Consider the following 22,510-nt stretch of genomic DNA (forward strand, 5'->3'; position numbering starts at 1 on the left):
GTCACCTCGCCGGGACCTCCTGCCCCGTCGCCGGGGCGCAGTGGCGGCAGGGCCGCCGGCGGCGCAGCCCGTAGGCGCACGCGGCGGCGGCGAGCGCGGCGCCCCAGACGATCCAGAGCACGCCGGGCCCGTTCATGGCCCACGTCCGGCCGGCGTCGAAGCCCATGCGCAGGTTCATCAGGCCGGCCGGGATCGCGGCGAGCGCCACGAGGGACGCCGGGACGACCGCGAGCGCCGGCGGCACACGTTCGCCCGCCCTGAACCAGATCCAGCGCGGGTAGACCTCCCCCCACCTGCGGATCAGGCCGTGGGTCAGGACTGCCCCGCCGATCGAGGCGAGGGCGCAGCCGAGTCCCACCTCCGCCATGCCGGGCGTCTCCCGCATCATGCGGAGGAAGTCGTCGGAGATGCCGAGCGGGATCCCGAGGTACCAGGCGATCCTCGTGATCTCGTACGGCACGGGCGCGGCGCACGCGACGTACACGGCCCACCGGCCCCAGCGGCGCGTGGCCTCCGGCGTCGTCCAGCGCCCGGCGTCCTTGCCGCCCCTGCCGCAGTGCGCGCAGGCCCGGCGGGTCCGGCGCTGGTGGGCGAGGGTGGCCAGGGCCCAGAGCACCCCGCCGGCGAACATGATGATCAGGTTGACCCGGTGCCAGTACAGGATGTCCCCGATGCCCTCCTGCGGACCGGGAACCCCGGTGAAGGCGAACACCAGCAGGAACGGAGCGAAGGCGACCAGCACGAGGAGGGTGTAGTCCTGGACCACCAGGGCGAGCGTGCCGGCCAGGGTCCACCCGAGGACGAGCAGCATCGTGCGCGCACGCCCCCATCGCCGGGCCATGGCCAGCGCGGCCGCCACGCCGACCAGCCCGGCGGCGGCCATGACCGGCGCGACCGACCCTGCCTGGCTGCCCTCCAGGATCGACCCCGTCGCCCGGTCGTCCTCGACGGGCGCGAACGGGAACCCGCCGCCGCCCAAGGCCCAGTAGAGCCCCAGCGCCCCATAGAGCGCCGACCACCCGGCCGCCGCGTACGCGGACCAGGCGGGCCAGCTCGCCAGAAGGCGGTACACGTGCCTCATCACACCCCCACTGTCTCGATCACGTCCCTGACCAGCTTCGGGGCGACGAGGCGGGCCGCCCATGGGCCGGCCGGCACGGCGGCGTACGGGTTCGGGCGCGGAATGTGCCGTTCGGCACAGGTGGAGTGCGGGGCTGGATGTCTAAGCTCGGGATGTGCGTGCGGGAAGAGCCTTGTGGTGGCGTCAGCGGGCCGCGGCGGTCACGGGCGCGGCCGGCGTGGTGTCGCTGACCGCGACCGCCGGCCTGCTGCTGCTCGGGCGGGAGCACCGGCAGGACGCCCCCGCCGGCGGCTGGCTGCTCGGCGAGTCCGCCGCCCTGCTCGTCCTGATCATGGTGACGGTTCGCGTCGCGCCCGCCCGTCACGCCCTGCTCTCCGTGGGGCCGGCGGGCGTCGCCCTGCCGGTCCTCCTGCTGCGTTTCGGCACGGGGCCGCCGACTCTGGCTGCGGTGGCCGGCTTCGCCGTCTGGGTGCTGTCCGCGCTGCTCGCGGCCATGGTCGGGCTCTATCTGCGTTCGCTGGACGAGCGGCGGGCCCGTTCCGTGCGAGCGGCCCGCCAGGCGCAGCGCGCGCAGCTCGCCCAGGACCTGCACGACTTCGTGGCTCACGACGTCAGCGAGATGCTCGCCCAGGCCCAGGCCGGCCAGATCCTCGCCGAGCAGGACCCGCGGCAGTCGGCGTCGGTGTTCCGGCGCATCGAGCACGCCGCGCAGCAGGCCCTGGCGTCGATGGACCGCACCGTGCGGATGTTGCACGAGGACGACCTCGCCGCCGAGCAGCCGGCTCACCGCACGCCGCTGCCCGGCCTGGCCGGTCTGAGGGAGCTGGCCGGCAGGTTCTCGTCGTCGGGCTCCGCGACGGTCCATCTCGACGTCGACGCGGCGGACGGCGTGCCCCGGGAGGTGGCCGCGACTGCTTACCGGGTCGTCGTCGAGTCGCTGACCAACGTACGCCGGCACGCCGTGACGGCGAGCCGGGTGGAGGTGAGCGTCCGTCGCACCCCGGCCGGCGACGCCCTGGAGGTCACCGTGACCGACGACGCCACCACCGGGCCCGCGCCCAGTGGCGTGACCCGTGGCGTGACCCACGGCGGGCTCCACGGCGGGCTCCACGACGGGCTCCACGACGGGGGCCGTGGCCTGGCGGGTCTGGCGGAACGGGTCGAAGCGCTCGGCGGCACGCTGACCGCCGGCCCGCATGCTCCGTGCGGATGGCGCGTCGCCGCCACCTTTCCGCTGGCGTCCGCGCCCTTACCCACCCGGCAGGCCCGCGCATGAACCTCAGGCCGACGCGGATCCTGATCGCCGACGATCAGGAGAACATCCGCCATGCGTTCCGGATCATTCTCGACAGCCAGCCCGACATGACCGTCGTGGCCGAGGCCGCGTGCGGCGCCACCGCGCTCGAACAGGCCCGTCACCTGCGCCCGGACGTCGTGCTCGCCGACATCCGCATGCCCGGGGTCGACGGGCTCGAAGTGACCCGCCGGCTCGCCGGGCCCGACGTGGCCGACCCCATGCGCGTGGTGGTCGTCACCACGTTCGACCTCGACGAGTACGTCTACAGCGCGCTGCGCAACGGCGCCTGCGGCTTCCTGCTCAAACGCTCGGGCCCGACGCTGCTGGCCGAGGCCGTGCGCGCCGCGATGTCCGGTGAGACCCTCATCAGCCCGCAGGTCACCGTGCGCCTCCTGCGGCACCTGCTGCCGCCCCCGGCCAGGGCGGCGCGCGGGGAGCCGCCACTCACCGGGCGCGAGCTGCAGATCGCCCGGCTGGTCGCCCGCGGCCGGACCAACGCCGAGATCGCCGCCGCCCTGTTCATCTCTCCCGGCACGGTCAAGAACCACGTCGCCGGCATCCAGCGCAAGCTGGGCACCCGCAACCGCGTGGACATCGCCGTCTGGGCCTGGGAGAGCGGCGCCGTCACGCCCTAGCCGCCACCGCTTCGAGGTGGACGAGCACCGACTGGTCGGGGAAGAGCGGCGGCACGGCGATGCCCGCGGCGTGCCAGGCTCGGCCGATGTGGTGATCGAGGCGGACGACTTCCGCGAATGGGCGCGCGGCGGGGCCGTGGTGGCCGTCCAGAGCTTCGTGACCGGCAGCGACTAGGGAGCCCCCTGCGGGCGGAGCGCGTCGATGACGAGGTCGAGCAGCCGGCCCGTCTGCTCCCACCTGTCGCTCGCGGCCGTGGACAGGAACACCCCGAGGAGCATCGCGGTGACGTCATCGGCATCGACGTCCGCGCGGAGCGTGCCCGCCTGAGCGCCACCGGCGAGGATCGTTCCGATCGCGGCGGTGATGCGCTCCCTGGTCGTCGGCGTCGCGATCCGCCCGGAGGCCCAGCCGGCGCGCAGCGTGTCGACCATCCCGCGTTTCGTGGCGACGAACGCCGCGTAGCGGTTCATCCACTCACGGAGTGCGACCTCGGGCGTGAACTCGTCGAGCAGGGTCGCGGCGCTCGCGGTGACGTCGTCGAGCTCGGCGGAGTAGACGGCCTCGACGAGCGCCTCGCGGGTGGGGAAGTGGCGATAGAGCGTGCCGATGCCGACGCCGGCGTCCCGGGCGATGCCTTCGAGCGACACGGTGTCCTCGGCGGCTGCGAAGGCGGCCCGCGCGACGGCGAGCAGCTTCCCGCGGTTGCGCCGGGCATGGGCGCGAACAGGCCTGTCGGGTCGGCCGGCGGGGTCAGCGCGGTCGACGGGGTTGCGGCGGTCGGCGGGGTCGGGGCGGTCGGGCTGGTTCGTTCGCGCCGCGGACGGCGTGGTTTCGGGAGAAGTCAAAGCGGAGGCACCTCCGATAGTGCTACAGTCACATTAGCGGAGGAGCCTCCGCTTTCTGGCCATCCACACGAGGACGGACTTCCATCATGCCCACCGGCACCTCATCGTCCGACGTCACGGCCACCGGCGTCGCGCGTCCCGGCGGCTCCGGCCGGCTCGCCGGCCACACCGTCTCCCGCGTCGGCTTCGGCGCGATGCAGCTCGAACGCCTGCACGGTGACCGCGGCGCCGCCGTCACGCTGCTCCGCCGCGCCGTCGAGCTCGGCGTCGACCACATGGACACGGCCCAGTTCTACGGGAACGGCTACGTCAACAAGCTCATCCGCGACACGATCCGCCCCGAGGACGGCGTCGTCGTCGTGACCAAGATCGGCGCCGACCCCGACCCCGACGGCCCCCTCCCGCTCCGAGCCGCGCAGCGCCCCGAAGAGCTCCGGGCCGGCGTCGAGGACAACCTCAGGAGCCTCGGCGTCGACCAGCTTCCCGTCGTGAACCTCCGGCGGCTCGACATCGGTCCGGGCATCCAACCCGCGGGCGACCAGGTGGTCGACCTCGACGACCAGCTCGCGGTCATGACCGCGATGCGCGACGAAGGCAAGATCGGCGCGTTCGGGCTGGGCAGCGTGACCGCCGACGGGCTGCGCAGGGCGATCCCGGCGGGCATCGCCTGCGTGCAGAACGCGTACAGCCTCGTGACCCGCGACGACCAGGACCTCGTCGAGCTCTGCGCGGAGGAGGGGATCGCCTGGGTGCCGTTCTTCCCGCTCGGCGGCGCGTTCCCGCAGATGCCGAAGGTGGCCGAGGAGCCGGCGGTGCGCGACGTGGCCGCGTCCATCGGCTGCACCCCGTCGCAGCTCGGCCTCGCCTGGCTCCTCCGGCACGCCCCGAACGTGCTGCTCATACCCGGCACGGCCAACCCGGCCCACCTTGAGGCGAACGTGGCCGCGGGAGCCATCACGCTCGACGACGCGACCCTGGCCACGCTGGACGCCGTACCGTCGCGCTCCGCCGACATACGGCTCTGACGGACCACGGCTCATCGCCCTCGCGGGCCAGAACGGTGCTCACCGGGCTGGGAGCACCGTGACGGTGTCGATCGTCAGGACGTCCCGGCCGGTCATGGGCGTCGGCGCGCGAGGTGCACGGTGACGTCGGCCGTGACCTCGACGGTCGCGGGCAGGACGCGTACGATCCGGCCGAACACCTCCCGCTGCTCATGGGCCGGCAGCACGAGGTAGGCCGAGACGGTCGAGAGATAGCCGACGTAGTCGCGGGCACTCATCGTGAGCCGCCGTTCCACCACGGACTGCCGGACGTCCTCGAACCATCCGGACCGCTGGAGCTCTGTGCCCGGCCACTGCATGTGCTGCTCCGGAGGCGTGCCGTCCGGCGACGGCACCTCGTCGGTGGCGAGGAACGGTGACCGCGCCGCGCGAACCGCCGCCTCCACGGCCGGGTCGGCCAACTGGACGGGGCCGCCGAACGAGGCGAACACGCCGCCCGGCTCCAGCAGCGCGACCATGCGAGGCCACCGGTTCTCCGGGTCCGTCCAGTGCAGCGCCGCCGCCGCATAGACCAGTTCGTACCGTTCGCCGGGTCGCAGGTCCTCGAAGGCGGACCGCACGGTGCCGACGTTCGCCGGCACGTGTGCGCGCAGCTCGGCGAGCATGGCCGCATCAGGCTCCGTCGCGGTGACGGTGACTCCTCGCCGGGCGAACAGACGGGTCGCCTTGCCCGTGCCGGCGCCGATTTCGAGGGCGGTCCGCACCGGCCGGCCCGCGTACGCCGTCACGAGGTCGACCAGCCGCACGGGATAACCCGGTCGGAACCGTTCGTACGCTTCCGCCATCGCCCCGAAGCTCAATGCGCGACTCGACATGCCGAGATCCTGGCACGAAACCGCCTGGGCCGCGGGCCGGGCTCGTGGTGGCGACGAAGGCTCGCCGCGCGGGTGGCATACCGCGGATATACCGCCGTTCCCTAACGTCGGACCGGCCGGAAAATCCACGCGGACCTATCGGGTCGCGAGAAGGAGAAGATCGCACACATGCGGAACATCGTGGGGCGCATCGCGTCCGTGGGCACTGTCGCGCTGGCGGCGTCGGCCGCGCTCGTCATGGCGGCCTCCAGCGCCCAGGCGGCGGGTTACTGGTCGAAGGACGCGCCGAGGCACGCCACCGGCGTCGGCAACCTGACGACGAAGAGCGTCACCGTCGCCAAGAGGACCTACACGCTGCAGCTTCGCGCGGGCAAGTGGGGGGCGAACACCTACATCTGGGCCCGCGTCCCGAAGAACTCCGGGGCGAACGGCAACAATGTGTGGTTGTCGGTCTACAACCCCTCGACGAAGAAGTGGCAAAACTCGCCGTCGCAGTCGATCAAGAACACGACCTACAGCCAGGCGCACCGGGCCAAGGCCAACTGGCTGTACAAGGCCTGCACGAAGCAGCCGGGCCTCGGAGGCAGCGCCGCCAAGTGCACCAGCACCTGGAAGGTATGACGTCCTGACCGGCGGGCTCGCGCCTGTCGGCTGCCGGTGAACGTGCGCGTTCACGAGGCGAGGGTGATGCCGGACCGGGTAACGCCGTCCGGCATCCCCGCGGGGTTCCTCCGGTGGGTCGTCGCCGATCTCGAGTGCATGCCGCAGCTGAGCGTTCATCACGCCGAGTTCGGGCATGACGGCTCCGGATACGCCTCGCACCGTCTTCGACGCCTGGTTCCACTGGATCGACTGACGTCCGGGGGCCGGGTCATGTCAGCACGGCAACGGTTCGGTGTCAGGGCGCCCGCCGATGGTGGACACCATGAACGGTTCAGCGATCGCGGCCTCGGGGCTGCGCAAGGCGTACAGAGACAAGGTCGTGCTGGACGGCGTCGACCTGGAGGTCCGAACCGGTACGATCTTCGCCCTGCTCGGGCCGAACGGCGCGGGGAAGACGACCACGGTGAACGTGCTGACCACGCTGCTGACCCCCGACGCGGGCAAGGCGGTGGTGGCCGGGCACGACGTCGTCACGGAGACCAGCGCGGTGCGGGCGGCGATCGGGGTCACCGGGCAGTTCGCCTCGGTGGACGACCTGCTCACCGGCGAGGAGAACCTGCTGCTGATGGCGGACCTCCTGCACCTGCCCCGGGCGGAGGGCCGACGGGCCGCGAGCCGGCTGCTCGACCGGTTCGAGCTGGTGGAGGCGGCGGGCAGGCCGGTGGCGTCCTACTCCGGTGGCATGCGCCGCAAGCTCGACCTGGCCATGACGCTGGTCGGCACGCCGCGGATCATCTTCCTTGACGAGCCCACCACGGGGCTCGACCCGCGCAGCCGCCGTACCATGTGGGAGATCGTCAGGGAGCTCGTCGCCGACGGCACGACGATCTTCCTCACCACCCAGTACCTCGACGAGGCCGACCAGCTCGCCGACCGCATCGCCGTGCTCGATCAGGGCCGGCTGGTCGCGGAGGGCACCTCCGGCGATCTCAAGCGCCGGGTTCCCGGCGGCCACGTCCGGCTGCGGTTCGCCGATCGCCACGAGCTCGACGTCGCGGCGCGGGTGCTGCGCGAGTCCACGAGGGACGACGAGGAGCTGGCCCTGCGGCTGCCCGGCGACGGCGGGGTGCGGGCGCTGCGGGCGCTGCTCGACCGGCTCGACGCGCACTCCGTCGAAGCCGAGGAGTTGTCGGTGCACACACCGGACCTCGACGACGTCTTTCTCGCCCTCACCGGCCACAGCCCCAAGGAGGCTGACGCACGATGAACGGCGTCACAGCTTCCCTGGCCGACTCCGCGACCATGTTGCGGCGCAACTTCCGGCACTCGACGCGCAATCCGGTGGCCCTGTTCAACGCCGTCGTCATGCCGATCGTGCTGATGTTCCTGATGGTCTACATCCTGGGCGGCGCGTTCGACGTCGGGGTCGGCTACGCCGACTATGCGACTCCCGGGTTGATCATAACGACCGTCTGCTACGGCATCAGTCCCACCGCGATCGCGGTGAACTCCGACATGACGAGCGGGTTCATCAACCGGCTGCGCGTCATGCGGGTGTCCAGGGCCGCGGTGCTGAACGCGCACGTGGTCGCGACCATGCTGCGCAGCCTGGTGGCCATCGCGTTCGTCGTCGGGGTCGCGTTCCTGATGGGCTTCCGGCCGTCGGCGGGCCTGCCGGAGTGGCTCGGCGTGATCGGCATCGTCGTGCTGACGGTGGTGGCGATCGGGTGGCTGACCGTCGCGTTCGGTCTCGCGGCGAAGACGCCGGAGAGCGCGGGCCTGGCCGCCGTCCCGCTCATGCTCCTGCCCTTCCTGAGCAGCGCGTTCGTGCCGGCCGGGACGATGGGGCCCGGGGCGCGGCAGTTCGCGGAGTACCAGCCGTTCACCCCGATCATCGAGACGCTGCGCGGGCTGCTGAGCGGCACGCCGGAGGCGGGCCCGGCCGTCACGGCGATCGCCTGGTGTGTGGGGCTCACGCTCGTCGGTTACCTGTGGGCGCGCACGTCGTTCACGAGGCGAGGGTGATCTCGGCCAGCTCACGCCAGTCCCGCCGCCGGCCGTCACGGGCCGCCTCCGCGAACACGGTCTCACCGAGGCGGCTCCGCGCGTCGGCGGCGATCCTCGCGGCGTCCGGCAGCGAAAGATCCGGCGTGCCGCGTACGGCGTCGCTCGCCGCGAGCAGGCGTACGGCCTGCTCGTCCTGCCCCTGGCGCAGCGCGAGGTCCGCGAGGCCGACCAGCACCTCGGCGATCAGCGGCGGATACGCCGTCTCCACGGCCGCGCGGAACGCCTCGGCCCGGTGCGCGCGGGCCTTGCCGGGGTCGTCGGTGAGGTAACCGTACAGGTGCTGGACCGCGGCGCGGAGGGAGCTGGTCATCTCCGAGCCGGGCTGCACGGTCCACGCCGTGGCCAGAAGGCGGTGTGCCTGATCCCGATCGCCGCGCCAGCGTGCCAGTCGCGCCTTCGCGAGCGCCAGTTCGGCCAGCGTGTCGGGCCAGGCGATCCCGTCGGCGTAGCGCTGCGCCTCGGCCATGGCGGCGGTGCTGGAGCGCTCGTCGCCGAGCAGCCAGTACAGCAGGGCCTGCCGCGCCCGCAGCTCGACCACGTCCTCGGTCGCGCCCACCTCGGCCAGCGCAGCGGCCGCCTCTTCGTACAGCTCGCACGCGCGTGCGAGCTCGCCGCGCATCGCGAGCCGCTCGGCCAGGAACGTCAGCGCCAGCGAGATCCCCCATCGGTCGCCGAGCGCGCGGAACTCGGCCAGGGCTGTCCCGCCGTCGGTGTCCACGCCGGTCTCGTCGCCGTCGAGCGTCAGCCGCAACCGGCCGCGGGCGAGCCTGGCCTGCGCGCGTACCCATGGATCGTCGTCGGCGATGAGCGGCTCGAACGCCGGCAGGAACGCCATCGGCACCTGCAACATGCGCTCCAGCGGCGCGACGAACCCGAGCATGGGGTGGCGGCGCCGGCCGACGCGCTGGGTCAGCCGGTGCGCCTCGTGGATCCACTTCTCCGCCTGGAACTGGTCGCGGCCCGGGGCGGAGGTGACGAAACTGGCCACGGTCGCGTACGCCAGCGCCCGCACCTCGTCGGACGCCTCACCGTCCAGCGAGGCCGCCGCGATGCTCAGCTCGGCGCCCTCGGCCCTGTGCCCGCTGAGGAAGTAGTACCAGCCCGCGGCGGAGGCCAGCCGCATCGCCTCCTCGGCCCAGCCGTCGGCGATCGCGCCGCGCAGGGCCGCGGTGAGGTTGTCGTGCTCGGCCTGCAGCGTGGACAGCCACTCCAGCTGCTCGGCTCCGCGCAGGTGCGGATCGGCCGTCTCGGCCAGCTCGGTGAAGTAGGCGAGGTGCGCCGAGCGCGCCGCCTCGCTCTCCCCCGCCTCGGCCAGCCGGTACGCCGCGTACTCCCTGATCGTGTCGAGCATCCGGTAGCGTGGCGCGTCCTCCCCGTCGGCGAGCAGCAGCGACTTCTCCATCAACGCGGTCAGCAGTTCGAGCACCTGCTCGCCGGCGACCGTCGCGTCCGCGCACACCCGTTCGGCCGCTTCGAGGCTCGCCCCGCCGGCGAACACCGACAACCGCCGCAGCACGCCGCGTTCGGCCTCGGTCAGCAGGTCCCAGCTCCAGTCCACGACCGCGCGCAGCGTCTTGTGCCGGGCCAGCGCCGTACGGCTGCCGCCCGTCAGCAGGCGGAACCGGTCGTCGAGCCGGCGTGCCAGCTGGTCGACGGACATCGTACGCAGCCGCGCCGCGGCCAGTTCGATCGCCAGCGGCACCCCGTCGAGCGCCCGGCAGATCCGCGCCATGGCCGCCAGGGTTTCGGCGTCGGAGCCCATGTCCTTGCGCACCAGGCGCGCGCGGTCCCGCAGCAGCCGCACCGCGGGCGACGACCCCGCGTCGGACGGGTCGGCGCCCTGCGAGGGCAGCGCGAGCGGCTCGACCTGCCACAGCACCTCCCCGGTGATGCCGAGCGGTTCCCTGCTCGTGGCCAGGATCCGCAACCGGCGGGACTCCCCCAGCAGGCGATCGGCGAAGGCCGCGGCCGCCTCGATCACGTGCTCGCAGTTGTCGAGGATCAGCAACATCGCCCGCTCGCGGACCGCGGCGACGAGCCGATCCATCGGTTCGCCGCCCCGCGCGCCGCCGAGCAGGGGCTGGTCACGCAGGCCGATGGCGGTGAGGGCGGCCTGCGCCAGCTCACCGCCCGCGCGTAGTGGGGCCAGCTCCACCAGCCACGCACCGTCCGGCAACTCGGCGAGCATGGCCCTGGCGGTCTCCCTGGCCAGCCTGGTCTTGCCGGAGCCGCCGGCGCCCGTCAACGTGACCAGCCGGTGCCTGACCGCCAGCCCGGCGACCGCGGAGAGGTCGTCGTCCCTGCCGACGAAGCTCGTCAACTCGGTGCGCAGGTTGGTCCTGGGATGCTCGGCCCGCGCGCTCACCTCGCCCCGCAACACCGCGGTGTGCAGCGCGGACAACGCGGCCGACGGAGCGGCGCCGAGTTCCTCGGCGAGCCGCACGCGCGTCCGCTCGTACACGGTCAGCGCCTCGTTGCCGCGCCCCGCCTCGGCGAGCGCCCGCATCAGCGCCGCCGCGAACCCCTCCCGCAGCGGATGCGCGGCCACCAGCCCGGTCAGCTCGGAGACCAGCTCCGGGCCGCGGCCGAGGCGAAGGTCGGCGTCCACCCGATCGCCGAGCGCGGCGAGGTGGAGCTCCTCCAGGCGGGCGACCGTGGCGTCGAACACGTCGCCGCCCCGCAGCGCGATGCCCGTCATGGGCGTGCCGCGCCACAACGCCAGGGCCGAGCGCAGCAGGTCCGCCCGCGCGGCGGGCTCGGCGGCACGGGCCTGGCCGACGAGCCGCTCGAACCGGCACACGTCCACGGCGTCGGGCGCCACGGCCAGCCGGTATCCGCCGGAATCCGCCTCGATCGCGCCGTCCGGCAACACCCTGCGCAACCTGGACACCAGCGCCTGCAGGGCGTTCACCTCGTCGGAGGGCGGATGGTCCCCCCAGATCCAGTCCACCAGCCTGGCGCGGGTGACGATCCGGCCCGGTTGCAGGGCGAGCGCGGCGAGCAGCGCGCGCAGCCGCCCCCCTGGGACCTCCAGCACGGCGCCGTCGTGGTCCCGCACCGCGAACGGTCCCAGCAGTTCAACTCGCACACCACTCATTTTGCCGAACCATCACGACATTCCGGCCGGGGCCGCCGTGTCAGCACGGTGACGGCCCCGTATCAGAGGCGTCCGCGAAGGTGGACTCGTACACGACCTCCGAAAGGAACGCCCATGCAGCACACCATCACCACGATGCCGGCCACGCGTCAGCCCGGCTGCCCCTTCGACCCGCCCAAGGAGCTGACCCGGCTCGGGCCCATCACCCCCTACACGTTCCCCGACGGGCATCAGGGCTGGCTGGTCACCGGTTATGACCAGGTCCGGGCGATCCTGGCCGACCCGCGGTTCAGCTCGCGCAAGGAGCTCATGCGCCACCACCCGACCATCGACTACGGCGACATCGAGGTCCCTCCGGCGCCGCCCGGCGAGTTCCTCCTCATGGACGACCCCCAGCACAGCCGCTACCGCAAGCCGCTGGTGGGCAAGTTCACCGTACGCCGGATGCGCCTGCTCACCGAGCGCGTCGAGCAGATCACCGCCGAACACCTCGACGCCATGGAGCAGGCGGGGCCGCCGGTCGACCTGGTGACCGCGTTCGCCAAGCCCATCCCCGCCGTCGTGATCTGCGAGCTGCTGGGGGTGCCGTACGACGACCGCGGCCGTTTCCAGCAGCACATCGACAAGTTCCTCGGCGGCGAGACCAGCGACGACGAGCTGATCGCGGCCTACACCGCCACCCAGCGCTACCTCGCCGAGCTGGTGGCCGCCAAACGTGCCGACCCCACCGACGACGTGCTCAGCGACCTCACCGACACCGACCTGACCGACGAGGAACTGCGAGGAGTCGCCCTGATCCTGCTGGCGGCCGGGCTCGACACCACCGCGAACATGCTCGCGCTGGGCACCTTCGCGCTGCTGCGCAACCCCGCGCAGTGGACGGCGCTGCGCTCCGATCCCGCGCTCGCCGACCGGGCCGTGGAAGAGCTGCTGCGGTACCTGAGCGTCGCCAAGCAGTTTTTGCGGGTCGCGCTGGAGGACGTCGAGGTGGGCGGGCACAGCATCAGGGCCGGCGCGACGGTCATCCTGTCGCTCAACACCGCCAACCGCGACCCCGGGCGCTTCCCCGACCCTCACGTCCTCGACCTGCGCAGGCAGGACGGCGGGCACCTCGCCTTCGGCCACGGCATCCACCAGTGCCTGGGCCAGCAGTTGGCCCGCGTCGAGATGCGGGTCGCCCTGACGGCGCTGCTCGGCCGTTTCCCCACGCTGCGGCCGGCCGCACCGGAGGAAGAGATCGCCCTGCGCCCGGAGAGCGCCGACATCCACGGCATCAAGAGACTCCCGGTCACCTGGGACGCCTGAGCGCAGCCGTGATCAGGGGTCCCGGTCCCCGATCACGGGCGAGATCTCGTCGGCGACCAGACTCCGGTAGGGCTGAACGTTCGATCATCCGCGCACAGGTGCGGGAGGGCGACGGGTTTCCGGCGGGCCGCCGGTCTGCTTCGGTGACCACCGTACGAAAGGATGCCACCGCCGCGGCCCGTCGCCGGGCGGCTCGTTCGCCGTCGTGACCACCATCAGTCGCAGAACTGCCACCGCGTGGTGGTGGTGGCGATGATTCCTCCACCGTAGATCCTCTTGATGGATCCCATCCACCTGATGCACGTGCCGGCGGCCTTGGCGCTGACCGCCGCGTAGTGGGCGTAGTTTCCCTCGTCCGTGATGGGCTTCTTGCCCTGACGTTCCAGCATGGCCTCCGTGTAGCCGGCGACGCCATCCGCCCGGCCGACCCTCAGGGTGACCACGCAGTTCTCCTGGTACGTGCCGCTCCACAACACGTAGACCTCACCCAGGGGCATGTTGTTCTTGTCGTCCCAGAGGTCTTCCCTTTTGAGCTGCGTGTAGCTCCCGTTCGACCAACCGCATCCCTTGTCGGACACGACGGCCTGGCTCAGGGTGTGGGCCGAGGCGGGCGAGGCCACGAACGCCACCGAGGCGAGCACAAGGCCGAGACCCAAGCCGATAAGCACAAATAAGCGCCGGTACATCCGAGACATGACAGGTCCTTCCAGGTACGGCTAGATCGCTCCCCGACGGCGGGGAGGCGCTGATCGCCGCATGGACCACGTGGGTCGAATCCCCCCGCCGGCTCAAAGCCCAGCATGCCGTGCCACACGCACGTTGTCGTTGGCCGAGCGTGCACAGTTCCTTGACCGCCGATCCACTCACGTCAGCCCCCCGACCGCGCCACGGGCAGGCCGCCGGCGAGGACATGGATGCAGCCGGCCGAATGCGGCGACGGCACCGACCGGGCTCCTCCATGGGCGCCGAGACCACCATCGGCCTGTGACCGTCGAGCGCGCCGCCAAGGGAGGCCGGACGCACCACCAGGGAACCCCGTGTTCCGGGGCCGCCGAGGACGTAGATCCCGACAGCGGCCAATGTGGCGAAAAGCCGGCAGTACGGGTCGTCGCAGCAGCGATACTGGCACCTCGCGAGGAACGAGCCGCCCGATGGGAGCCACCGATGATCGACGACCCGACCATGACTCGGATCGGCCAAGGGGTGGAGCTGCACCACCACCTAGGTCAGCGTGAGGCCGCCCGCGACCTGTTCGCGCAGATCTGGGACGACATCGGCGGCGAACAGGGCGATCCGCTGCACGTTTGCGTTCTCGCCCACTCGATGGCGGATGTGCAGGACGACGTACAGGAGGAACTGCTCTGGGACCTGCGGGCGCTTGCCGCCGTCGGCCAGGTCACCGACGAGCGGGTGGCGCAGGCCGGGGTGCCGTTCTCGGCGGCCGGCCTGTACCCGTCACTGCACCTCAACGTGGGCGAGTGCTACCGCAAGCTGGGCGATCCGGACCGCGCCCGCGAGCACCTCCAGCAGGCGCGGGACACGATGGGCGCGCTCGGCGACGACGAGTACGCGCAGCTCATCAGAAGTGGCCTGGAGCGCCTGACCGAACAACTGCAAGGCGAGCCACTGCCCCGAAGCGGCCCCGGCGAATGACAGGCCCCGGCCGCATGGCGGACTTCAGCCGACCTCAGGCCCCGTACGGGTCAGTCCCTGGCCGGTGCCGACACCGCACAGCAGCATGTCGACCACGCGGGTGGCGGCGGCGTCGGGCTCGCACTCGCGCATCCGCGCCGCCACCTCGATCAGCGCGTAGATGACCCACTTGGCCCAGGCGAGATCGGCGTCGGCGCGCAGCACGCCGCTCTCCTGGGCCCTTCGCAGCAGATGGTCGCAGCGCCGCTCCACGTCGGCATGCGCACGTGCCCACTCGTCGTCGCCCGGCCCGACCAGGTCGAGCGCGAAGGGCCACTGCCGCTTGACCTGCAGCACGTTGACCGTGACCTGGTAGAGCGCGACCAGCGGCGGGGTGGTCTCGGGATGGGCGGCGTCCACGGCCGCGGCGAACTCGCGGGCCGCCACCGTGGACAGCGCCTCCAGCAGCGCCTCGCGGGAGGCGAAGCGCCGGTGCACGGTCGTGCGCGCCACCCCCGCGGCCTCGGCGATCTGCTCCATGCTCGCCGCCGGATCCTCGGCGAACACGCGCTCCGCGGCCTCCAGGATCGTCCGCACCGTACGTTCCGCGTCGGAGCGCAACGCCCTGGTCCCCTCGCTCACGCCCTTGAGGATACGGCATCGCACCGATTGGCCATGAACTTGCAACGAGTTGTTGCAAGTAATATGTTCTTCGCTACAGGACAGATGCGTCTATCTGAGGGAGATGGCATGGACATGCAACTCACCGGCAGGACGGCCGTCGTGACCGGCGCGAGCAAAGGCCTCGGCCTGGCGATCGTCCGGGCACTGACGGTCGAGGGCATGCGGGTCGTCGGGGCGGCACGCACGATCAGCCCTGAGCTGAAGGAGACCGGCGCCACCGCCGTGGCGGCCGACCTGTCCACCGCGCACGGGCCCGGCGAGGTGATCGCGCGGGCGCTCGCCGACCTTGGCGAAATCGACCTGCTGGTCAACAACGTCGGCGGCGGAGAGGCGACCCCCGACGTCGCCGGCGGGCTCGCGGCCATGAGCGACGACCTCTGGCAGCACTCGTACGACCTGAACCTCTTCAGCGCCGTCCGCGCCACCCGCGCCGCCCTGCCCAGCCTGCTGCGGCGGCGCGGCAACGTGATCAACATCTCCTCCGCGTCCGCCAGGGTGCCGAGCGCCGGCCCGATGCCGTACTCGACGGCCAAGGCCGCGCTCACCGCGTTCGGCAAGGCACTGGCCGAGGAGGTCGGCCCGCAGGGCGTGCGGGTCAACACGATCTCCCCCGGCACCGTCCGCACCCCCATGTGGGAGGCGCCGGGCGGGTACGGCGAGCTGCTCGCCCGCTTGAACGGCGTGGAGCTGGAGCAGTTCCTTGAGGGGCTGCCGGCCGCCACCGGCGCGACGACCGGCAGGTTCATCGAACCTGAGGAGATCGCCGCGCTCGTCACGTGGCTGGCCTCACCCCACGCCGCCAGCGTCACCGGCGCCGATCACATCGTCGACGGCGGCGCCGTCAAGACGGCCTGACCCGCCCGATGCCCGCCCCCGAGGCTTCCTGCTCCACGAACACGAGACCATCGGCGAACAGGACCCCGGCTCCTCAGCCTGATGCCGGCCGGGTGCGCCGGGCGTAGGCGCGAACGGCCCGGGCACGGTCACCGCAGCGGGTGGAGCACCAGTGACGGCGGCCGTGACGCAACAGGTAGCGGCTGCAGGGGGTGGATCCGCAGGCGGTGAGGCGCTCGGCGTCGGGGCCGGTGAGGAGATCGGCCGCGTTGGCCGCGAGAGTCGCCAGTGCGTGGTCGAGGATCTCGTCCGTGGGGCACGGGACCGCACGGTAGGGGCCGTGCTCGTTCCAGTGCAGCCGGGCGGCCGTGGGAACCCTTGTCATGGCGTCATTGGCGGCGGACAAAGCCGCAGGCGAGGCGGGCAGCCCGGCGACGAGGGCGGCGAACAACGCCCTGAGGTGCTCGCGCAGTGAGCGCAGCCGCACCGTGCACGTCTCCTGCACCTCGGTGTCGGCCGGAGCGAGATCGCGTTCGGTGAGCCACTGCTTCGTCGCCTCGGGAGTTCGGAGGGCATCGATGACCTGCCCTCCGGGCAACGTGAGGACGCTGTTGACGAAGTCGAGAGCGAGGTAGTCCTCCGCTCCCGGCGCGGGCGGCAGCACAGACGGTGCGGGCAGGGTCTCGCTCATAGCTCTCATGGTACGGCTTGCGCCCAACCGTGAGGTAGCGCTATTTTTCACGGATAAACCACGTCTTATCCGTGAGGTGCCTTCATGGCCAGTACGAACAACGAGCAGAGCCCCGTCCGAGTCCTCGGTGGGCCGACCGCCCTTTTCGAGTACGGTGGCCTGCGATTCCTGACCGACCCGACGTTCGACGCTCCCGGCGACTACCACGTGCCGCGCGGCCGGTTGACGAAGACGGCGGCCCCTGCCGTCGCGCCCAGCGACATCGGCCGTATCGACGTGGTCCTGCTCTCCCACGACGAGCATCCGGACAACCTCGACGACTCCGGCCGAGCACTGCTCGCCGACGTCCCGCTCACCCTCACCACGCCAGGTGGCGGGGAACGCCTGGGATCTGCGGCCAGAGGGCTGGCCGACTGGGAGTCGATCGAGTTGGACCGCCCCGGCGGCGGCACGATCACCGTCACGGGAGTGCCTGCCATCCACGGACCCGGCGCGCGTGAGGACGTCGAACCGGTCACCGGCCAAGTCGTCGGATTCGTGCTGACCGGAGAGGGCCTGCCCACGTTCTACGTCAGCGGCGACAACGCCTCGCTCGACCTGGTCAGGCAGATCGCCGAACGCTGCGGCCCGGTGGACACCGCCATTCTCTTCGCCGGCGCTCCGCGCTTCCCCATCCTCTTCGACGGCGCACTGATCGTCCTCGACAGCGCGCAGGCCGCCGAGGCAGTCAAGATCCTCGGCGCCCGCCGGGTGATCCCCGTCCACTACGACAGCTGGGCGCACTTCACCGAGGGCCGTGACGAACTGGTCGCCGCTTTCGCCGACGCCGGACTGGCCGACCGCCTGGACCTGGGCGACCGGGGCTGACCGCGTACCGACCGCCGCCTCTGAGACACCAGCCGGCACACCGAAAGAGCTCACTCGTGAAGACAACCGTGCCCGGCACGCTCGAGGACCTTCCGCGCCTTCAGGCGCAGCGCCGCGTCATGATCGTCCTGGTCGCCGCTCAGGTCCTCAGTGGCGCCGGACTGGCGGCCGGCGTGACCGTCGGCGCCCTGCTCGCGCAGGACATGCTCGGCTCCACCAGTCTTGCCGGGCTGGTCAGCGCCCTGTCCATCGCAGGTTCGGCGCTGGCGGCCGTCACCGTCGGACGCATCTCCGAAAGGTACGGCCGCCGCCCCGGCCTCGCCGCCGGATACCTGGCCGGCGCCCTCGGCAGCGCGGGCATCGTCGTCGCCGCCATGGTCGGCAACCCCATCCTGCTTCTCGCCGCGATGTTCGTCTATGGCGCCGGCACCGCCACCAACCTGCAGGCCCGCTACGCCGGCGCCGACCTGGCCCCCGCCGCGCGCCGCGCCGGCGCCGTGTCCACCGTGCTGGTGGCCACCACCCTGGGCGGGGTGCTCGGCCCCAACCTGGCCGCGCCCACGGGCGACCTCGCCCATGCCCTCGGAATCCCGTATCTGGCCGGACCCTTCCTTCTCGCCGGCGCCGCCTACACGATGGCCACCGTGGTCCTGGCCGGCTGGCTGCGCCCTGACCCCCTGCTGCTGGCCAACGCCCTCGACGCCGAACGCGCCGCGTCCCACCCGCAAGCAGACGATGCCGGCGGCCGGCCACCCACAGCGGCCGGAGGGCGCCGGCCCGGAGTGCTGGTCGGTGCGCTGGTCATGGTGGTCACCCAGTCGGTCATGGTAGCGATCATGACGATGACGCCCGTCCACATGCAGGACCACGGCCACGGCGCCGCCGCGTCCGGCCTCGTCATCGCCGTCCACATCGGCGCGATGTACCTGCCCTCGCCGCTGACCGGCTGGCTCGTCGACCGCTTCGGCCGCCTCAGGATCGCCGCGGCCTCCGCGCTGGTCCTGACGGCCGCCGGGATCGTCGCCGCCAACGCCCCGGGCGGCTCCGTCGCCCTGTTCGCGGTGGCCCTCGCACTGCTGGGACTGGGCTGGAACTTCGGCCTCGTCGCCGGCACCACGATCATCACCGACGCTGTCCCGCTGGCGACCCGCGCCAGAACGCAGGGCCTGGTCGACGTCTCCATCGCCATCGCGGGCGCCACCGGCGGCATGGCGTCGGGCCTCGTCGTCGCCGCTTCCGGTTTCCCCCTCCTGGCCGTAGGCGGCGGCATCCTGGCACTGGCCATCATCCCGGCGGTCGTCGCCGCAACCCGCACCCGATGAGCGCCGGCGACTGGGCCGTCATCGCCTGCTCGGGTCGAGTGGATGTTCTCATACTGGCCGGCACCCGCCGCCGATCCGACCACCAGGTTCCTTCGTCGCGATCGCGGCAGCCCTCCTCTGCTACCGCCGGCTCTCCGAATGAGACGACGTCCATGGTCGCTCTCCGGCGAGCACTTCCGGGCCACGACGGCGTCGAACACCCGCCACACGACCATCGTCCGCGTACGCGTTCAGGTCTGCTTGCAGGTCCCGGACGTACCGAAGACAACGCTCCGTCGTCCGGCACACCGCCGCTATACCACCGTTTCCTACGCTCGGGACCGCCGATGTAACACAGCCCGAGGGGAAGGTCGTGCAGCCAGCGCCGAAGAAGAAGTCCCGGTGGTCCGCCGCCATCGTGAGCGGCCCTGCCCCCGCGGCCGTCGGACTTACGGTGCACGCGCCCAGCGCCCAGGCCGCGTAAGCCCCTCATCCGGATCGCCCGGCCTTCGTGCCCCGGCATGTCCGCCCCGACGTGAGGGACCGGCTGTGCCCTGCGCGGGTCGATGTCGTCGTCCGCTCATGAATCTTGTCCCGGGGGGACCGAGCCGGTTACGCGATGAGGAGGAGCACGCTGATCGCCGACATCACCACTGCGGCGGCACCGCGGATGCCGTAGGCGGCTGCCTTTGGGCCGTTGTCGCGCAGCACGACCAAGGCGTCGCCCACGGGTATGACGGTCCCGGCCGACATCACCCAGCTCGGGTGGCCCGAAGCACGGGCCGATCCGAGGTTGCGCACTCAGCGCCTGGCCTCGTACCTGGTCAGGAGTACGCCGCCGGGGAACGTCCGGGTCTCCATCAGGGTCAGGTTCACCCAGTTGTCCAGGGCCGTAAAGAACGGCGTGCCGCTGCCCAGCAAGACCGGTGCGGTGACCAGCACGTACTCGTCGATCAGCCCGGCCCGTATGGCCGCTGCGGCAAGTGTGGCACCGCCGATGTCCATGGGGCCATCGTCCTCGGCCTTGAGCCGGATGATCTCGGTGACCGCGTCGCCGGTGACCAGACGGGTGTTCCAGTCGACCGTGCTGGTCGTCGAGGAGAACACCACCTTCGGCATATCCCGCCAGCGGCGGGCGTACTCGATCTCCGCCGGTGTGGCGCCAGGCTGCTGATCGGCGGTCGGCCAGTGGGAGCTCATCGTCTCCCACAGTTTGCGCCCGTACAGCGCCAGGCCCGTCGCGCCCACCCGGTCGGACCACCACTGGAACACCTCGTCGCTCGGCACGCTCCAGCCGAGGTCGTCGCCTGGTGCGGCGATGTAGCCGTCCAGGCTCAGGTTCATGCCGAAGGTCAGTTTCCGCATGGCGTCAGCCTCCTGTAAGTCGATACCCGGCGTACAGACCAGCACGGCGCGGGAAAATCATCGGTCAGGCCACGCCGACCTATGCCGACGTACCGGAGCAGGTGGGACGGGGCGCGCGGGCGAGCGTACGCGCGGGCCTGGAGTCCCCGAGGTGGACCTCCCCGAGGTGGACAACCGACCCTCGGCCCAGACAGGTGGGACCAGCCGTGCAGGTGGCGCGCACCGATCTGATCCCAGTCGAGTGCGCTACCCAAGTCCCCAAACCGGCACCCGACCAGCGGAAACGCCGATCAACATCATTGCACGCATATTGGTGGGCCACCGACATACGCCCGAGTTTCGCAGTTGGTGGGCAGACGAGAGTTCTGAATTGGGTGCTTGGCCTGGGAAACGGGCGTGAAAGGGCCTCCGTGTCGTGTGTCCACACCTCTGTGAAGTGTTTCTCCTGGTCGAGGGCTATTCGGCGGGTTGCAGACCGCTCATCTTTGGCGGCAATGCCACGGCGCAGTCCTTGTAGAGCTGGGCCTGAGACGGGGTGAGCTTGGTGGTCTGCTGGAGCCGACCGGCCGGGCCGGACAGGGTGACCTGATGCACGCGCCCCAGCTCGCGGTTGATGGAGGGCCAGGTCTGCCCGGTGCGGCGTTCGGCGACGCGGATGAGCAGCAGCGCCAGCCAGCACAACAGCACGTGCGCGACGATGCGTTCGTCCAGCCTGTGATAGACGGGCCGCAGATCCAAGGTCGTCTTCATCGTGCGGAAGGCCGCCTCGGCCTGGAGCAGGTTCTTGTAACCGAGCGCGATGTCCTCGGGGCTCAGGTCCGGGTCAGAGGTGGCGATCAGGTACTTGCCGTCGTAGTTAGCCTCAGCCTTGACCTTCGCCGCATCGATGGACAGGCGGCCGGTTGTCGGGTGCTGCTTGAGCCACCGGCCTAACGACGGGTGATCGCGCAGGGCGCACTCGGCCTTGCGGTGCGGCGCGTCCGATGGCCTGGGAGTCTTCTTCTTGCCCTGCTGGGCGGCCTTGGCCTTCGCCTTGGCCGCGTCGGCGGTGCGGGCGGCCGCGATGCGGTCCAGCTCCGCGATGATCGCTTCCAGTTGCACCTGTCGGCGGGCCTGGTCGCGTTCGGCCTCGACGGGGTTGTGGCAGATGATCCATCGCCGGCCCTGGTCAGCGGCGAGTTTGACCTCTTTGACCCGCAGGTTGTCGCGCACCTGCAGGTAGCGGCCCTGGCGGGACATTGCCTCGCGGGACTCGGCCGAGCCGTCGCGCATCTTGACGCCGCAGATGTAGTGGCCGCCGGCGCGTTGCAGGTAGGCCATGTTCTCGCGGGAGAGAAGCCGGAGTCGACCACGGTGACCACCCGGCCCAGCCGCCAGTCCCGCAGGGCGTCCTTGACCTGCTCGAGCACTGTCATGTCGTTGGTGTTGCCGGGCCAGACCCAGCAGCGCACCGCAATGCCCTCGCGGGTAACGGCCAGCCCGATGACGATCTGCGGCAGGTCCCGGCGGCGGTCCTTGGAGTGCCCGAACCGGCGCAGCCCTGGCTCGTCATCGGTGTCGGGTTCTGGTTCGCCGTCGCGCTCGAAGTAGGTGGAGGTGGAGTCCCCCTTAACCGGCTAATTCTGTCCTGCCCAACCTTCATCCAGACTCTCTGACCTGGGGTTATTCGTGATCGGCTGGGTATACGTGTCGCATGGGCGACAGCACGAACCTGCGGGTCGATGAAGACGATGGGAGCTGGAGGCTGGCCGGAGCGGCCGTCTCCCAGTTCGCCGTGGTGAACGACTACCTCGGCTACCTGGCTGATCGGCGTTACTCGCCGCGAACGGTGCGCGCCTATGCCTACGACCTGCTCTCCTTCACGCGCTGGCTCCTCGACCAGGACCTCGCCCTGGAGGCGGTGAGGACCGAGACCATGCTGCAGTACCTGGCGTACTGTCGCACCGCGACGCACCCGGGTCGGCCAGGCGGCAATGTGTACTCCATCTGCGACGGCCGCAATGCAGGGTACGCGCCGGCGACGGTGAACCGGCGACTGGCCGCGGTGTCGGGCCTGTTTGAGTTCCAGGCGATGCGCGATCCGGGCTTCGTCAGCCCGATGCCGCGCCGGGCCGAGCGCCGACGCACCGCCGCTGGTGAGCGCGCTGGGCTGCTCGGCCACTTGGCCACGGCCAAGCCGTCCTCGCGGCTGCGGGTCCGCCAGCCGCACTTCGAGGTTCGGGCTGGTCGAAGTCCCGAACGTGAGACGGCCATCGCCGAGACCATGGGGTTGTGACGCTCCAAGGTGATCGGACGATGGCCGTGTGGTCCACGGTAGCCCAGGCCG

The 22,510-nt window shown here is 71.5% G+C and carries 22 protein-coding genes and 1 pseudogene; 13 read left to right on the plus strand and 10 right to left on the minus strand.

Going from position 1 to position 22,510, the window contains the following annotated elements:
- Position 1: 1 nt before the first annotated feature.
- On the minus strand, positions 2-1,072 hold the full coding sequence (locus E1267_RS13610) for a hypothetical protein (protein ID WP_220449464.1): 1,071 nt from the start codon (positions 1,070-1,072) through the stop codon (positions 2-4).
- Between the two features lie 163 nt (positions 1,073-1,235).
- Here E1267_RS13610 and E1267_RS13615 point away from each other — a divergent pair, with 163 nt between their 5' ends.
- Genes E1267_RS13615 through E1267_RS44310 form a run of 3 tightly spaced genes read left to right on the plus strand, consistent with a single transcriptional unit; the run spans position 1,236 to position 3,188 of the window.
- Positions 1,236-2,357 (plus strand): sensor histidine kinase, encoded by a 1,122-nt coding sequence (locus tag E1267_RS13615; protein WP_132332803.1) that lies wholly within the window; start codon positions 1,236-1,238, stop codon positions 2,355-2,357.
- The gene (locus tag E1267_RS13620) at positions 2,354-3,013 is read left to right on the plus strand and encodes a response regulator (RefSeq protein ID WP_132332804.1); all 660 of its coding nucleotides are present in this window, start codon (positions 2,354-2,356) and stop codon (positions 3,011-3,013) included. The genes E1267_RS13615 and E1267_RS13620 overlap by 4 nt, the downstream gene beginning before the upstream one ends.
- A gap of 16 nt (positions 3,014-3,029) precedes the next feature.
- Positions 3,030-3,188, plus strand: a complete 159-nt coding sequence (locus E1267_RS44310) for a hypothetical protein (RefSeq protein WP_165959598.1) — start codon at positions 3,030-3,032, stop codon at positions 3,186-3,188.
- On the opposite strand, the gene E1267_RS13625 is transcribed toward E1267_RS44310, so the two are convergent.
- Entirely contained in the window at positions 3,185-3,859 is a 675-nt protein-coding gene (locus E1267_RS13625; protein WP_132332805.1) for a TetR/AcrR family transcriptional regulator, read from the minus strand. The two genes, E1267_RS44310 and E1267_RS13625, sit on opposite strands and share 4 nt — an antisense overlap.
- 86 nt (positions 3,860-3,945) lie before the next feature.
- Between E1267_RS13625 and E1267_RS13630 the strand changes: the two genes are divergently transcribed.
- Complete coding sequence (locus tag E1267_RS13630; protein ID WP_132332806.1) at positions 3,946-4,884, plus strand: aldo/keto reductase; 939 nt, start codon at positions 3,946-3,948, stop codon at positions 4,882-4,884.
- Positions 4,885-4,976: 92 nt separating this feature from the next.
- Here the strand turns inward: E1267_RS13630 and E1267_RS13635 are convergent, their stop codons facing one another.
- Complete coding sequence (locus E1267_RS13635) at positions 4,977-5,738, minus strand: class I SAM-dependent methyltransferase (protein WP_132332807.1); 762 nt, start codon at positions 5,736-5,738, stop codon at positions 4,977-4,979.
- 168 nt (positions 5,739-5,906) lie between these two features.
- On the opposite strand from E1267_RS13635, the gene E1267_RS13640 reads away from it, so the two are divergent.
- The 3 genes from E1267_RS13640 to E1267_RS13650 all read left to right on the plus strand — a co-directional run bounded on the left by E1267_RS13640 (position 5,907) and on the right by E1267_RS13650 (position 8,366).
- Positions 5,907-6,359, plus strand: coding sequence for a hypothetical protein (locus E1267_RS13640; protein ID WP_132332808.1), 453 nt, complete (start codon positions 5,907-5,909; stop codon positions 6,357-6,359).
- Positions 6,360-6,663: 304 nt separating this feature from the next.
- Positions 6,664-7,608, plus strand: a complete 945-nt coding sequence (locus tag E1267_RS13645; protein ID WP_132332809.1) for an ATP-binding cassette domain-containing protein — start codon at positions 6,664-6,666, stop codon at positions 7,606-7,608.
- On the plus strand, positions 7,605-8,366 hold the full coding sequence (locus E1267_RS13650) for an ABC transporter permease (RefSeq protein WP_132332810.1): 762 nt from the start codon (positions 7,605-7,607) through the stop codon (positions 8,364-8,366). Before E1267_RS13645 ends, E1267_RS13650 begins: the two co-directional genes overlap by 4 nt.
- Here E1267_RS13650 and E1267_RS13655 read toward each other — a convergent pair.
- On the minus strand, positions 8,350-11,496 hold the full coding sequence (locus E1267_RS13655) for an AfsR/SARP family transcriptional regulator (RefSeq protein WP_132332811.1): 3,147 nt from the start codon (positions 11,494-11,496) through the stop codon (positions 8,350-8,352). The genes E1267_RS13650 and E1267_RS13655 overlap by 17 nt on opposite strands.
- A 123-nt stretch (positions 11,497-11,619) precedes the next feature.
- On the opposite strand from E1267_RS13655, the gene E1267_RS13660 reads away from it, so the two are divergent.
- The gene (locus tag E1267_RS13660) at positions 11,620-12,810 is read left to right on the plus strand and encodes a cytochrome P450 (protein ID WP_132332812.1); all 1,191 of its coding nucleotides are present in this window, start codon (positions 11,620-11,622) and stop codon (positions 12,808-12,810) included.
- 215 nt (positions 12,811-13,025) lie between these two features.
- Here E1267_RS13660 and E1267_RS13665 read toward each other — a convergent pair whose 3' ends face one another.
- On the minus strand, positions 13,026-13,466 hold the full coding sequence (locus E1267_RS13665) for a hypothetical protein (RefSeq protein ID WP_132332813.1): 441 nt from the start codon (positions 13,464-13,466) through the stop codon (positions 13,026-13,028).
- Between the two features lie 508 nt (positions 13,467-13,974).
- On the opposite strand from E1267_RS13665, the gene E1267_RS13670 reads away from it, so the two are divergent.
- On the plus strand, positions 13,975-14,463 hold the full coding sequence (locus E1267_RS13670; protein WP_132332814.1) for a tetratricopeptide repeat protein: 489 nt from the start codon (positions 13,975-13,977) through the stop codon (positions 14,461-14,463).
- 24 nt (positions 14,464-14,487) lie between these two features.
- Here E1267_RS13670 and E1267_RS13675 read toward each other — a convergent pair whose 3' ends face one another.
- Entirely contained in the window at positions 14,488-15,084 is a 597-nt protein-coding gene (locus tag E1267_RS13675; protein ID WP_220449466.1) for a TetR/AcrR family transcriptional regulator, read from the minus strand.
- A 108-nt stretch (positions 15,085-15,192) separates the two neighbouring features.
- Here E1267_RS13675 and E1267_RS13680 point away from each other — a divergent pair, with 108 nt between their 5' ends.
- On the plus strand, positions 15,193-15,981 hold the full coding sequence (locus E1267_RS13680; protein WP_132332815.1) for an oxidoreductase: 789 nt from the start codon (positions 15,193-15,195) through the stop codon (positions 15,979-15,981).
- 73 nt (positions 15,982-16,054) lie between these two features.
- Here the strand turns inward: E1267_RS13680 and E1267_RS13685 are convergent, their stop codons facing one another.
- Positions 16,055-16,651, minus strand: coding sequence for a CGNR zinc finger domain-containing protein (locus E1267_RS13685; protein WP_132332816.1), 597 nt, complete (start codon positions 16,649-16,651; stop codon positions 16,055-16,057).
- Between the two features lie 84 nt (positions 16,652-16,735).
- On the opposite strand from E1267_RS13685, the gene E1267_RS13690 reads away from it, so the two are divergent.
- Positions 16,736-17,518: an MBL fold metallo-hydrolase gene (locus tag E1267_RS13690; protein ID WP_132332817.1), complete on the plus strand. Its 783-nt coding sequence runs from the start codon at positions 16,736-16,738 to the stop codon at positions 17,516-17,518.
- A 56-nt stretch (positions 17,519-17,574) separates the two neighbouring features.
- Positions 17,575-18,840 carry an MFS transporter gene (locus E1267_RS13695; protein ID WP_246063844.1) on the plus strand — a complete coding sequence of 422 codons (1,266 nt, stop codon included), beginning with the start codon at positions 17,575-17,577 and terminating at the stop codon, positions 18,838-18,840.
- 591 nt (positions 18,841-19,431) lie between these two features.
- On the opposite strand, the gene E1267_RS47650 is transcribed toward E1267_RS13695, so the two are convergent.
- From E1267_RS47650 to E1267_RS13710, 3 genes and pseudogenes are all read right to left on the minus strand, one after another.
- Positions 19,432-19,572 (minus strand): DUF4267 domain-containing protein, encoded by a 141-nt coding sequence (locus tag E1267_RS47650; RefSeq protein WP_342774815.1) that lies wholly within the window; start codon positions 19,570-19,572, stop codon positions 19,432-19,434.
- Positions 19,573-19,620: 48 nt separating this feature from the next.
- Positions 19,621-20,184 (minus strand): dihydrofolate reductase family protein, encoded by a 564-nt coding sequence (locus tag E1267_RS13705; RefSeq protein ID WP_132332819.1) that lies wholly within the window; start codon positions 20,182-20,184, stop codon positions 19,621-19,623.
- Between the two features lie 456 nt (positions 20,185-20,640).
- Positions 20,641-21,788, minus strand: a pseudogene (locus tag E1267_RS13710) (IS1634 family transposase); the annotation flags it as partial.
- Between the two features lie 89 nt (positions 21,789-21,877).
- Here E1267_RS13710 and E1267_RS13715 point away from each other — a divergent pair.
- Positions 21,878-22,459 carry a site-specific integrase gene (locus E1267_RS13715; RefSeq protein WP_132332821.1) on the plus strand — a complete coding sequence of 194 codons (582 nt, stop codon included), beginning with the start codon at positions 21,878-21,880 and terminating at the stop codon, positions 22,457-22,459.
- The last annotated feature ends 51 nt before the right edge of the window (positions 22,460-22,510 follow it).

Origin of the sequence: Nonomuraea longispora (assembly GCF_004348345.1) — a bacterium.
GTDB classification, from domain to species: domain Bacteria; phylum Actinomycetota; class Actinomycetes; order Streptosporangiales; family Streptosporangiaceae; genus Nonomuraea; species Nonomuraea longispora.